The following is a 13,037-nucleotide window of genomic DNA, read 5'->3' as shown; positions in this document are numbered from 1 at the left end:
GCCCGCGCCGCCGGGGCGGCAGCAGCCATGAGCAGTGCCAGGGCCGCCACCCGGCCGCCCTGCAAACAGGAGTAAAAAGAATTCATCGGGAAAGGGAAAGAGGAAAAGGCCCCCATTGGGCCCGGCAGCCACCCGCTGCACTGGCCAAAGATACCGCCGCCATTGTACCACACCACGCCGTCTGGCCAGCTACTTTCCAGCCCGTCTTACCCCAAAAACCAACAACGCCCCGACCTTGCGGCCGGGGCGTCTTTATTTTCAGCAGCTAAGTCAGCTTAGTCAACCAGCACGGCGCGGCCGCTTTCCACATCCTGCTCTACCGATTTGTACTTCACGTCGCGCACCACACGGCCGTCCATATACTGCACGCTCACCTTGTCGTTGCGGTTGGCCACTTTCTGGCTGCGCGCGGGCATCTGCTTCTCGGCAGGCTGGTCCTGCGGGCCCATGTCTTCGGGACCGGCGCCGGGCGAGTCGAGCATCGACTCGTGCTCCACGGTGAAGTTGGTTTGCTGCTCCTCATCTTCGAGGTAGTAGTCGGGCTCGTCGTTGGTGCCCACCATGCTGGTGTTCACCGGCACGTCGGCGTGGAAGAGGAAGGTCGTGGTTTCCTCGTTCACCTTGGCAATCATGCGCTTGAACAGCTCGAAGCTCTCGAACTTGTACACCAGCAGCGGGTCTTTCTGCTCGTACACCGCGTTTTGCACCACCTGCTTCAGGTCGTCCATCTGGCGCAGGTGCTGGGTCCAGGCCGTGTCAATCACGCTCAGCACCACCACTTTCTCCATCTGGCGCAGAATGTCATGGCCGTTGCTGGCCTGGGCGCGCTTCAGGTTGGCAATGGCCTGCACCTGCTTTTTGCCATCGGTGAAGGGCACGGCGATGTTCTCGTAGGGCGCATTCTGGCTCAGCAGGTCGTTGATGAGCGGCATGGCGTTGCTGGCGATGTGCTCGTTCTTGCTCTGGAAGTAGCCCAGGGCCTCGTCGTACAGCTTTTGCGTGAGGGCCGGTAGCGGCAGGCTGCTCATTTCCTGGGCCGTGATGTAGGTATCGTAGCCAAACACTTTGATGATGTTCAACTTGAAATCCTCGTAGTCGCCCGTGATTTTGTGGCCGTTGGCGATGTCCTCGCTCACGTCGTAAATCATGTTCAGGATATCCACCTCCATGCGGTCGCCGTGCAGGGCGTTGCGGCGGCGCTTGTACACTACCTCGCGCTGGGCGTTCATCACGTCATCGTACTCCAGCAGACGCTTGCGGGTGCCGAAGTTGTTTTCCTCCACCTTCTTCTGGGCGCGCTCGATGGAGTTGGTAATCATCGAGTGCTGAATTACTTCGCCCTCTTCCATGCCCATGCGGTCCATCAGCTTGGCAATGCGGTCCGAGCCGAACAGGCGCATCAGGTTATCCTCTAAGCTCACAAAGAACTGCGAGGTGCCCGGGTCGCCCTGGCGGCCGGCGCGGCCCCGCAGCTGGCGGTCGACGCGGCGGCTTTCGTGGCGCTCCGTGCCGATGATGGCCAGACCACCCGCCTCGCGCGAAGTCTCGCGCAGCTTGATGTCGGTACCACGGCCGGCCATGTTGGTGGCGATGGTTACGGTGCCGGGGTAGCCGGCGGCGGCCACAATCTCGGCCTCGCGCTGGTTCTGCTTGGCGTTCAGCACTTGGTGCGGGATGCCGCGCAGCTTCAGCATGCGGCTCATCAGCTCCGAGATTTCCACCGAAGTGGTACCCACCAGCACCGGGCGGCCGGCTTCCACCAGCTTCTGGATTTCGAGGGCCACGGCGTTGTATTTCTCGCGCACTGTCTTGTACACCTGGTCATCCGAGTCCTTCCGGGCAATGCCGCGGTTGGTCGGAATCACCACTACGTCAAGCTTATAGATTTCCCAGAACTCGCCGGCTTCGGTTTCGGCCGTGCCGGTCATGCCGCACAGCTTGTGGTACATGCGGAAGTAGTTCTGCAGCGTCACGGTGGCGTAGGTCTGCGTGGCGTCTTCCACGCGCACGTTTTCCTTGGCCTCAATGGCCTGGTGCAGGCCATCGGAGTAGCGGCGGCCTTCCATCACGCGGCCGGTCTGTTCGTCCACAATCTTCACCTTGCCGTCGTCGGTCAGGATGTACTGGTCATCCTTCTCGAACAGCGTGTAGGCCTTCAGCAGCTGGTTCACGGTGTGCACCCGCTCCGATTTCTCGTTGTAGTCGCTCATCAGCTTGTCTTTCTGCTGGAGCTTCTCCTCGGCCGAGAGGGCGTTGTTTTTCTCGATGTCGGCAATGGCCATGCCGATGTCGGGCATGATGAACAGCTTGGGGTCTTCGCCCTGCGCCGTAATCAAATCCAGGCCTTTTTCGGTCAGCTCAATCTGGTTGTTCTTCTCGTCGATGGTGAAGAACAGCGGCTCGTCGGCCTTGGGCATCTGGCGCGAGTTGTCGGCCAGGTAATGGTTTTCGGTAGCCTGCAGCACCGCCCGGATGCCGGGCTCGGAGAGGTACTTGATGAGCGGCTTGCTCTTGGGCAGGCCGCGGTGGGCGCGGAACAGCATCAGGCCGCCCTCGCCGTTTTTGTCGCCGGGCTCCACGCCGGTTTTGCCGGCGGCAATCTGCTTGCGGGCTTCCACCAGGTAGGCCTGCACCACTTTCTTCTGCTCATCCACGAGGCGCTGAATGCGCGGCTTGAGCTGGTAGAACTCGTGCACGTCGCCGCGCGGCACCGGGCCCGAGATGATGAGCGGCGTCCGCGCATCGTCAATCAGCACGGAGTCCACTTCGTCAACCATCGCGAAGTGGTGCTTGCGCTGCACCAGCTCCTCGGGGTCGCGCGCCATGTTATCGCGCAGGTAGTCGAAGCCGAATTCGTTGTTGGTGCCGTAGGTGATGTCGGCCTGGTAGGCGGCGCGGCGTTCCGGCGTGTTGGGCTGGTGCTTGTCGATGCAGTCCACCGTAATGCCGTGGAACTCGAACAGCGGCGCGTTCCACTCCGAGTCACGCTTGGCAAGGTAGTCGTTCACCGTCACCAAGTGCACTCCGCGCTTCGAGAGCGCATTCAGGAACGAGGGCAGGGTCGACACGAGGGTTTTGCCTTCGCCGGTGGCCATTTCCGCGATTTTGCCCATGTGCAGCACGGTGCCGCCCATCAGCTGCACGTCGTAGTGCACCATGTCCCAAGTGATTTCGGCCCCGGCGGCCGTCCACTTGTTGCTCCAGATAGCCTGGTCGCCCACAATCTGGCAGTTGGGGTGCGTAGCGGCGTACTCGCGGTCGCGGGCGTTGGCCGTTACTACGAGCTGGCCGTTTTCGGTGTAGCGGCGGGCCGTGTCCTTCACAATGGCAAAGGCGGCGGGCAGCACTTCCAGCAGCACAGCTTCGAGGTCTTTGTTGCGCTGCTTTTCCAGCGCGTCAATCTGCTCGAAAATGGCTTCTTTGGCCGCCACGTCTAGTTGGGGCTGCGACTCAATCTGCTGGTGCAGGCCGCCAATCTGGCCGTCGAGGCCAGCGAGGCGCTCGGCAATGCGGGCGCGCACGGCGTCGGTCTGGGCGCGCAGCTGGTCATCGGTGAGGCCGGCCAGTTTGGCATATTCGGCATTAATCAGCGCCACGTAGGGCGTGATTTCCTTTAAATCACGCTCCGACTTGGAGCCGAATATTTTGGCGACGGTCTTGCCTAGGAAGTCAAACATCAGGTAGTATTTATAGCGAAATGCGCTTGCGCACACCCCAAATTTACGGAGGCTTCCGCGAAAACCGTCCCAAAACCAAAAGCCCCGCCAAATTGGCGGGGCTTTCCAGGTATCGAACAACACAGAACGTCATGCCAAGAGTAGCAAATCAGCACGACGGTCTGCTATTGTTCGTGCAGGCTTTCTGCTACTCCGGCTGCGGCGAGCGGCTCACCAGCTTCTCCACCAGTGCCGAGCTGCCCGAGATGGCCGGCAACACGGGCTTGGCGGCGTTTTCCTTTTCCGTCAGCTTTTTGTACAGCGTTAGGGCCTGGGCCACTACCTGGTCCATGTTGTAGTACTTATAGGTAGCCAGACGACCTACGAAGTGCACGCCCGGCGTTTCGTCGGCCAGCTTCTTGTACTTGTTGTACAGCTCGGCGTTTTCGGGCATCGGGATGGGGTAATACGGGTCGCCCTCGGCCTGTGGGTATTCGTACACGATGGCCGTTTTGGGGTGGTCCTGGCCGGTGAGGGCCTTGAACTCGGTGATGCGCGTGTAGGGGTGCTCGTTGGGGTAGTTCACCACCGGCGCGGCCAGGTGCTTTTCTTTATTCAGCGTTTCGTGCTTGAATTCCAGCGAGCGGTAGGGCAGCTTGCCGAATTTGAAATCGAAATACTCATCCACGGGGCCTGTAAAAATCATTTCCCGGAAGGGGATGAAGTCCATAATTTCGTGGTAGTCCGTATTCAGCATCACCTTGATATTCGGGTGATTGAGCATGTTCTCAAACATCCGGGTGTAGCCGTGCAGGGGCATGGCCTGGTAGGTATCGGTGAAGTAGCGGTCGTCGCGGTTGGTGCGGGTAGGCACGCGCGAGGTCACCGATTTGTCGAGCTGCGAGGGGTCGAGGCCCCACTGCTTGTTGGTGTAGTTCTTGAAGAACTTGTTGTAGAGCTCGCGGCCCACTTTGCTCACCACCACGTCTTCCGACGTACGGATGACATCAACCGGCTCGGCCACCGAGGCGAAGAATTCTTCTACCTCGAAGCTGGTCAGGCTCAGGCCGTAGAGCTTGTTAATAGTATCGAGGTTGATGGGCATTGGCACGTGCTGGCCATCCACGGAGGCGAGCACGCGGTGCTCGTAGGGGCGCCAGTCGGTGAAGTTGCCGAGGTAGTCGAACACGTCTTTCGAGTTAGTGTGAAAGATGTGCGGGCCGTATTTGTGCACCAGAATGCCATCCTCGTTGTAATGGTCGTAAGCGTTGCCGGCAATGTGGCTGCGCTTGTCGACTACGAGAACTTTTTTGTTGCTGCGGGTGGCCAGCCGCTCGGCCAGCACGCTGCCGGCGAAACCGGCCCCAACGATGAGATAGTCAAACATGGTGCGGAAGTATGGATGTGCGTAAGGAAGAGACAAATGCGAATAAGTGGGAGGCAGGAACTAGCGGGCCGGCACGGCGGGCGGCAGCGCTACTTCCGAAACTTTAGTGGCCACCAGCGGCTCGTGGGCCTGGGTGGTAGTGGCCGCGTCGGGCGTTTTGGCGGCGAGGCGGGCCTGCATCAGGTCCACCATCTGCTGCCAGGTCTGGTCCCACGAGATGGTGGCCAGGTAGTCATCGGTGCGCTGGCGCCAGTCGGCATCGTCGCGCTGGGTGAGGGCTTTTTCGATGGCGCGGCCGAAATCGGCGGCGTTGTCGGCAATCTGGACGAGGTTGAGGTCGCCATAGGGGCGCACCACGTCGCGGATGGGGGTGCTCACCACGGGGTTGCCGGCGGCGAGGTACTCGGGGGTTTTGGTGGGCGAGATAAACTTGGTGCTTTCGTTGTCAGCAAACAAAAGCGTCGCCACATCCCAACCATTCAGGTAGGCGGGTAGTTCCTTGTAATCTTTGCCGCCGAGGTAATGCACGTTGGCCGTGCGGGGCAGCGTGGCAGGGTCAATCTTCACCACCGGCCCAATGATGACAAATTGCCATTCCGGATGATTCTGCGACAGCTCGCGTAGCAGCTCAATATCAAGCCGCTCATCGACCACGCCGAAGAAGCCGATGCGCGGGTGCGGAATGGCGGCCTGGTCGGCGGGCTCGGCCATCGGGCCGCGGGCCTGGCCGAAGTGGGCCTTGTCGATGCTGCTGGGGAAGGGGTGCGCGTCGGGATGCTGCTCGCGCTTGGCCTCGTAGAGCGTGTGGCCGCCGGTGAACACCAGGTCGGCTTTAGTAAACAGCTCCAACTCGCGCTTTTTGAGCTCGGGCGGGGCAAATTTGAAGGCGGCCAGCTCGTCCATGCAGTCGTACACGGTGAGCTTGGGCGCAAACTGGCGCGACTTGCCCAGCGCCATCGGCGTGTAGTACCAGAACACGTAGTTCGTGACGCCCTGCTCGCTGAAATAGTGGCTCAGCACCTCGAATTGGGCTTGGTCGGCGGCCATTTCGTCGGCGCGCAGGCGCTGGGGCAGGTGCACCACCACCACTTTCACGCCGTTGTCGCGGTTTTTAATCTCAACGTGCGGCTCGATGAGGTCGTCGTTGTGGTAAAAGGCATCTTCGACGTAGAACACCCGGCCCTGCTGCGCAAAGCGCGACATGAGGTGCTGCGGGCGCTGCCACACAAAATCCCAGTGTAGGTGCGCGAAACACACCAGGTCGGGCAAGGTATAAGGAGTAGTGGGTTCGGCGGCTGAATCGCTGGGCCGGGCAGCGGTGGCAGAGGCGCGCAAGGGCGCATCCACCGTCGAAGAAGGGGGCATGAAAACGAGCAGGAAAAAGGGGTTTCGCACCGCACCAAAGGAGCATACTCCTTACCCGGCTGGGACGCTTGCTATCCTATACGCAGCCTGTCGGCTAAAGGATATAGCCCAGCTTAGCCCGCTACGTATTCACCAAGACTTCACTTAATCAGGTAGATATACGGGCAATTACATACTCATATTACTTTTTCGGCCTGCAGCAGGCACTGCCATTCCACGGCATCGGTCCAGCCGCCGGGGGTGCGTAGCCACTGCTGCCGGGTGCCCACCCGTCGGAAGCCCACCGCCTGAAAAAGCCTCATGCTCGCCGAGTTATCGGCAGCCACGGTTGCATAAATCTGGTGCAGGCGCAATACGGTTTGGGCGTGTTTTTTCAGGAGTTCCAAGGCTTGGCGGGCGTAGCCACGGCGGCGCTTAGTGCCCAGAATGGTGATGCCTACCCCGGCCCGCTGGTGCAGTGGGTCGTAGTCGAACAGGTCGACGACGCCCACGGCCGGGCTGCCAATATCAGTAGTAATCACGAGCCGCAATTGGCGCACTACGTAGAAATCAGCGGTGGCGTGCTCAAGATATTCGCGCAGGGCGTGGCGCGACACCGGCGCGAGCGTATCGGACACGCCCCAAATGGATGGGTCGTTTTCGAGGGCGTAGAGGAATTCGAGGTCGTCGGGTTCGAGGGCGCGCAGGTGCATGGGGTAAAAGTATTGTGCGCGGGCAGCACCTGCTTTTGCTTGCGTAAAGGCAGGCTTGTCGAAAATTTTTATCTCTATATAAGTTACTGATTTTTATAGCAAAATATTTATCACACAACCCATAATCAACAAATTGGTGAAAATAAATTGTACACAATCAAACATCGCACAACCATTACCAGTTTATCCACTCGAAACCGCATGACAACCTCCCCCACCCCATCCGCCGAAAACTCGCTGCTGAAGCTGGAAAGCCAGATTTGCTTCCCGGTGTATGCCGTGTCGCGTCTCATCACCAAGGCATATCAGCCGCTGCTGCAGGCCCTCGACCTGACGTACCCGCAGTACCTCGTGTTTCTGCTGCTGTGGGAGCACCAAGAACTCACGGTGAAGGAGCTGGGCGAAAAGCTGCTGCTCGACTCGGGCACGCTCACGCCGCTGCTCAAGCGCATGGAGCAGAAGCAGTGGCTAAGCCGCCGCCGCGACCCGCGCGACGAACGCTCGGTCATCATTACGCTGCTGCCGGCCGGGCGAGCCTTGGAGGCCCAGGCCCAGCAGATTCCGCTGCAGATGCTCGACAAGATGCAAATGTCGGAGGCCGAAATAGTTGCCCTGCGCGGCCATCTCACGCATTTACTTACCCAGCTGGCTTAGCGGCCGGCATTTACTTTTTTTCTTTCAAGTCCGATGAAAATCGAAAAAATCTTCACTGCCCAGGCCCTTGCCAAAGGCGGCCGCGATGGCCACGTTTCTTCCAACAACAACGTGCTCGACCTCACGCTGAGCACGCCAAAAGAAATGGGCGGCCCTGGCAAAGCCGGCGCTACCAACCCCGAGCAGCTGTTTGCCGCCGGCTATGCCGCTTGCTTCGAGGGTGCGCTGGGTGTGGCCGCCCGCCAGGCCAAAGTGCGCCTCGAAAACGTGACGGTGGAAGCCCTCATCGGCTTCGGCAAGGCCGAGGACGGCGGCTTCGGCATCTCGGCCGACCTGCACGTGAACCTGCCCGGCATCGAGCAGAAGCAGGCCGAGGAGCTGGTGGAAGCTGCCCACGGCATCTGCCCCTACTCGCGTGCTACCCGCGGCAACATCGAGGTGAACCTCACCACCACGACCAACGCCTAAACCCTGGGCTAACCCCCTTTTCGAATGAGAGCCGTGCCGCGGCAAACCCGGCACGGCTCTTTTCGTTCTACAAGTATCTGATTATTTCGATTGCTATGAAAACGCAAGCCATTTTGCTGGCCAGCCGCCCCACGGGCGAGCCCACAGCCGCCCAGTTTCAATTCGAAACCCGCGAAACGCCCGCCCTCGCCGCCGGCCAGGTGCTGCTGAAAACGCGCTACGTGTCCGTCGACCCCTACATGCGCGGCCGCATGAGCGCCGCCAAGTCGTACGTGGCGCCGTTCGAGGTGGGCCAGCCCATTGCGGGCGGCGTAGTAGCCGAAGTAATTGAGAGCCAGAGCGAGGCCCTGCCCGTGGGCACCACGGTGGTGGGCAACCTGCCCTGGCAGGAATACAGCGTGGCCGATGCCAAAACACTGAACCCCGTGCCGGTGGACAAAGCGCCCGCCAGCTACTTCCTGGGGCTGCTGGGCATGCCCGGCCTCACGGCCTACTTCGGGCTGCTCGACATCTGCCAGCCCAAGGCCGGCGAAACGGTGGTGGTAAGCGGCGCGGCCGGCGCGGTGGGCCTGATTGTGGGCCAACTGGCCAAAATTCAGGGCTGCCGCGTGATTGGCACGGCGGGCTCGGATGAGAAAGTGGCCCACCTCAAAGCGCTGGGCTTCGATGAGGCCATCAATTACAAAACCACTCCCGACATTGCGAAAGCGCTGGCCGCCGCCGCGCCCAACGGCGTGGACTGCTACTTCGACAACGTGGGCGGGGCCATCACCGATGCCGTGTACGACCTGCTGAACAAGCACGCCCGCATTGCGCTCTGCGGCCAGATTTCGACCTACAACGCCACCGAAACGCCCGTGGGCCCGCGCCCCGAAGGCAAGCTCCTGAAGACCAGCACCAAGCTGCAGGGCTTCATCGTGAGCGACTACTACAGCCGCTGGCCCGAGGGCGTGGCCAAGCTCACCGAATGGTACGCTGCCGGCAAGCTGCAAGGCGAGGAAACCATTACCGAAGGCTTCGACCAGATTCCGGCCGCATTCCTGGGCCTGTTCAAAGGCGACAACACGGGCAAGGCCGTGGTGAAGGTGGCGTAAGCGCCGGAACCTCACCCCCGGCCCCTCTCCACAGGAGAGGGGAGCCTGACGAAGCCATTGGGCTGCTTTCCGGCTTTTTTATTCCTCTTTTTCTCCTCTGTCATGTCCTCCCCAAACCCCATCATCTGCGTGGCGGCGCACTTCACGGCGAAGGCCGGGCATGAAGAAACCGTGCGCCAGCTGTTGCAGCAAGCGGTGGCCGCCGTGCGGACCCACGAGCCCGGCAACCTGGTGTACACCGCGCATCAGGACCCGAAAGAGCCCACGCAGTTTTTCATCTACGAGCAGTACGCCGACCAGACGGCGCTCGAAGCGCACCGCGACTCGGCGCACTACCAGGAGCTGGTGGCCCGGCAAATCGGGCCGCTGCTGGCCGAGCGCGACGTGAAGTTTTACCAGCTGCTGAGCTAATGACGGCCCGCGCTGTTTTTTAATATTCCGCTTACCCTTAAATACCGAATACCATGAAAATTGCTATGATTCTGACCTCGCACGACCAACTCGGCAACACCGGCCACAAAACCGGTTTCTGGCTGGAGGAATTCGCTGCGCCCTATTACACCTTCCTCGATGCCGGCGCCGACATCACGCTGGCCTCGCCCGCCGGCGGCCAGCCGCCCCTCGACCCCAAAAGCGACGACCCCAGCGCCCAGACCGACGCCACCAAGCGCTTTAAGGCCGATGCCGCCGCCCAGAAAGCCCTGGCCAACACGGTGAAGCTCGACACCATCAAGGCCGAAAATTTTGATGCTGTGTTCTACCCCGGCGGCCACGGTCCGCTGTGGGATTTGGCCGAAGACAAAAAGTCGATTGACCTCATCGAAACCGCCTACGCAGCCGGCAAGCCAGTGGCGCTGGTGTGCCACGCCCCCGGCGTACTCCGCCACGTGAAAGCCGCCAACGGCGAGCCGCTGGTGAAAGGCAAATCGGTAGCCGGCTTCACCAATACCGAAGAAGAAGCCGTGCAGCTCACCAACGTGGTGCCCTTCCTGGTGGAGGACATGCTGAAGGAAAACGGCGGCAACTACTCGAAAGGCGCCGACTGGGCCCCTTACGTAGTTTCGGCCGGCAACCTGATTACGGGCCAGAACCCGGCTTCGTCGGAGAAAGCCGCCGAGGAGGTGTTGGCGATGCTGAAGAAGTAGGGCAATTGCCGAACAAACATAAAAAAGGCCTTCCGCAGCAACGGAAGGCCTTTTTTATGCTCAAAACCGGAGCTATACTTCGCCACCAAACACCCGCGTGGCGGGGCCACTCAGCCACACGTTGGTGAAGCCGCCATCGGGGCGTGGCTCGAAGCTTACTTCCAGCTCGCCGCCCATGGTTTGCAGGCGCACGGGCGAGGTGGCACCGCGCTGCGAGGCGGCCAGGGCCACGGCCGTGACGCCCGTGCCGCAGCTTAGCGTTTCGTTCTCCACGCCGCGCTCGTAGGTGCGTACGGGCCAGGCGTGGGCGGGGTCGGCGGGAATTTCCACGAAGTTGACGTTGGTGCCGGCGGGGTCGTAGGCTTGGTCGTGGCGAATGTCGTGGCCGGCACCGAACACGTCGAACTCGGCCAGTGTGGGGTGTTCTTCGGGGTCGAGGAAGTGGATGTGGTGGGGCGAGCCGGTGTGCAGAAACACGTCGCCCTCCTCCCCTACCTCGGCTTCGATGGGCGCGTTCACGTCAATCATTCGCAGGCGCACGGTGCCATCGGCCTCGATGCGGGCATCGTGGGGGCCATCGACGGCCAGGAAACGGGTTGCGGTGCCAATGAGGCCGAGGTGCTTGGCGAAGGCCACAGTGCAGCGCCCGCCGTTGCCGCACATGGAGCTGGGGCGGCCGTCGGCGTTGAAATACACCATCTCGAAGTCGAAATCGGGCTTGTTGCGCAGCAAAATCAGGCCATCGGCGCCGATGCCGAAGCGGCGGTCGCAGAGGCGGGCGATGAGCGGCTGGTCGGTTTCGTCGAAGGCGCGGGCACGGTCGTCAATCATCACGAAGTCGTTGCCGGTGCCCTGGTATTTATGGAATTGCATGAGTGGATAATTAGCGCACAAAAATAACACCGCACCAAGTAGAACCTTCTGCCTCGGCTGCACTCGGCATGACGTTCTTCTGGCCCATTCTCCCGCCTACCGGTGCTCCCGCTCATACGCCTGCCCGCGATACTTCATGCGCCGCTCCCAGTGCTTGCGCTTGGGCGCGATGCTGCCGCGCAGATGCTTTTCGATGACCAGGGCAGCCACGGGCGCGGCTTCGGTGGCGCCGAAACCGGCATTTTCGAGGTACACGGCGATGGCTATTTTGGGGTTATCGGCAGGAGCGAAACCGACGAAGGTGGCGTGGTCGTCGCCTTCGTCGTTTTGCACGGTGCCGGTTTTGCCGGCGATGGCAATGCCCACATCGGCCAAGTTGGAGGCGGCCGCCGTGCCGCCGCGCTGCACCACGGCCAGCATGCCGGGCACGAGGGCTTCGAAATTGGCGCTGTCGATGAGGGTATGGTGCTTTTCGGTAAAGCGCGCCAAGGGGCCATTTTCGCCAATGCTGCGCACGAAATGCGGGGTGTAGTACCAGCCCCGGTTGGCGATGATGGCCATCATATTCGCCATTTGCAGGCCGGTGAGATTGATTTCGCCCTGCCCCACGCTGAGCGAATAGATGGAGCGAAACTTCCAGTAGCGGGTGCGGCGGGCCTTGTCATAAAAGGCCGGCGTGGGCAGGAAACCGGCCTGCTCGCGGGGCAAATCGACGCCCAGCAGCGTGTCGAGCCCAAAGGACTTGGCGTAGTGCTGCCAGGCGGCCAGGTTGCGGTGGCGGGCGGTGGTGGTGTCGTTCACCAGGCTGTCGGGCACGTGCTCGATGAGCTTGCGCATCACCTGGTAGAAGTAGGGGTTGCAGCTGTATTGCAGGGCCATGCTCAGGTTGCGGGCCTGCGGGTGGTGGTGCACGCAGTTGATGAGCGACTGGTCGCAGCGGAAGCCGGTGGTGGGCTTGATGGCGCCGAGCTGCAAGGCCACGGCTGCATTCACGAGCTTGAACACCGAGCCGGGTGGGTTGGCCAGAATGGCGGCACGGTTGAGCAGGGGCATGTCCTCGTTCTCCAACAGTTTGTGGCGGGTGCCGGAACGGTCGGGCGCGGTGAGAACACCGGGCGCGAACGTAGGCGCCGACACGGCGGCCAGCACCTCGCCGGTGCGCGGGTCGAGGGCTACGAGGTAGCCTTTGCGGCCGGCCAGCAGCTTTTCGGCATAAGCCTGCAGGTTGGCATCAATGGTCAGGTGCAGGTCTTGGCCCTGCTGGAAAGCGGTATCGGGCGCCCACGTGCCGTGGGGCCGGCCCAACGTGTCCAGGAGCGGGTGCGCGTAGCCACGGTGGCCGTTGAGCAGGCCATTGTAGTAGGTTTCGACGCCGCCGTTGCGCAGGCGGTAAAACCGGCCGCGCCGGTAGCGTTGGGCCAGGCCCAGAAACGCCTGGGCGTTGGCGTAGGCGTAGCCCAGCACGGGCGCGCCGGTGCTGGTGGTGTAGCTGCGCAGGGTGCGCTGCTCCAGCTTCAGCATGGGCCAGTCTTTTTGGTTGTCCTGAATTTTTTTAGCTTCGGCGTTAGTCAACAGCAGTTTCACGCCGCCTTTGGGGCGGGCGCCTTCGTAGGGCAGGGCGGCTTCGATGCGGCGCCAGAGCAGGCTGTCGCGCCAGCCCACCAGGCTGCTGAGCTTGAGCGAATCGAGCGGCGGGCGCGTGG

At 61.5% G+C, this 13,037-nt stretch carries 11 protein-coding genes; 5 read left to right on the top strand and 6 right to left on the bottom strand.

Annotation, left to right across the window (positions count from 1 at the left end; genetic code table 11):
* Positions 1-275: 275 nt before the first annotated feature.
* From secA to ACYVDE_RS05825, 4 genes are all read right to left on the bottom strand, one after another.
* Positions 276-3,677 carry a preprotein translocase subunit SecA gene (gene secA, locus ACYVDE_RS05840; RefSeq protein ID WP_460500547.1) on the bottom strand — a complete coding sequence of 1,134 codons (3,402 nt, stop codon included), beginning with the start codon at positions 3,675-3,677 and terminating at the stop codon, positions 276-278.
* Between the two features lie 187 nt (positions 3,678-3,864).
* Positions 3,865-5,043, bottom strand: coding sequence for a UDP-galactopyranose/dTDP-fucopyranose mutase family protein (gene glf / locus ACYVDE_RS05835; protein ID WP_460500546.1), 1,179 nt, complete (start codon positions 5,041-5,043; stop codon positions 3,865-3,867).
* 60 nt (positions 5,044-5,103) lie between these two features.
* Positions 5,104-6,408, bottom strand: coding sequence for a glycosyltransferase family 1 protein (locus ACYVDE_RS05830; protein ID WP_460500545.1), 1,305 nt, complete (start codon positions 6,406-6,408; stop codon positions 5,104-5,106).
* Positions 6,409-6,584: 176 nt separating this feature from the next.
* Positions 6,585-7,100: a GNAT family N-acetyltransferase gene (locus ACYVDE_RS05825; RefSeq protein WP_460500544.1), complete on the bottom strand. Its 516-nt coding sequence runs from the start codon at positions 7,098-7,100 to the stop codon at positions 6,585-6,587.
* A 201-nt stretch (positions 7,101-7,301) separates the two neighbouring features.
* On the opposite strand from ACYVDE_RS05825, the gene ACYVDE_RS05820 reads away from it, so the two are divergent.
* The 5 genes from ACYVDE_RS05820 (at position 7,302) to ACYVDE_RS05800 (ending at position 10,461) form a co-directional block, all read left to right on the top strand.
* On the top strand, positions 7,302-7,754 hold the full coding sequence (locus ACYVDE_RS05820) for a MarR family winged helix-turn-helix transcriptional regulator (protein WP_460500543.1): 453 nt from the start codon (positions 7,302-7,304) through the stop codon (positions 7,752-7,754).
* 33 nt (positions 7,755-7,787) lie between these two features.
* Entirely contained in the window at positions 7,788-8,222 is a 435-nt protein-coding gene (locus ACYVDE_RS05815; RefSeq protein WP_460500542.1) for an organic hydroperoxide resistance protein, read from the top strand.
* A gap of 95 nt (positions 8,223-8,317) precedes the next feature.
* The gene (locus tag ACYVDE_RS05810; protein WP_460500541.1) at positions 8,318-9,316 is read left to right on the top strand and encodes an NADP-dependent oxidoreductase; all 999 of its coding nucleotides are present in this window, start codon (positions 8,318-8,320) and stop codon (positions 9,314-9,316) included.
* Positions 9,317-9,418: 102 nt separating this feature from the next.
* Positions 9,419-9,727 (top strand): putative quinol monooxygenase, encoded by a 309-nt coding sequence (locus ACYVDE_RS05805; protein WP_460500540.1) that lies wholly within the window; start codon positions 9,419-9,421, stop codon positions 9,725-9,727.
* Positions 9,728-9,780: 53 nt separating this feature from the next.
* Complete coding sequence (locus ACYVDE_RS05800) at positions 9,781-10,461, top strand: type 1 glutamine amidotransferase domain-containing protein (RefSeq protein ID WP_460500539.1); 681 nt, start codon at positions 9,781-9,783, stop codon at positions 10,459-10,461.
* A 72-nt stretch (positions 10,462-10,533) separates the two neighbouring features.
* Here ACYVDE_RS05800 and dapF read toward each other — a convergent pair whose 3' ends face one another.
* Both dapF and ACYVDE_RS05790 read right to left on the bottom strand, forming a co-directional pair.
* A complete protein-coding gene (dapF, locus tag ACYVDE_RS05795) occupies positions 10,534-11,334 on the bottom strand; it encodes a diaminopimelate epimerase (RefSeq protein ID WP_460500538.1) in 801 nt (266 codons plus the stop codon).
* A 96-nt stretch (positions 11,335-11,430) separates the two neighbouring features.
* Positions 11,431-13,037, bottom strand: a 1,607-nt coding sequence (locus ACYVDE_RS05790; RefSeq protein ID WP_460500537.1) for a peptidoglycan D,D-transpeptidase FtsI family protein, incomplete at its 5' end; no start/stop codon positions are given.

It is taken from the genome of Hymenobacter agri (assembly GCF_054778495.1).
Note: the sequence above shows the minus strand (reverse complement) of the source record. Positions and strands in the feature narration are given on the sequence as shown.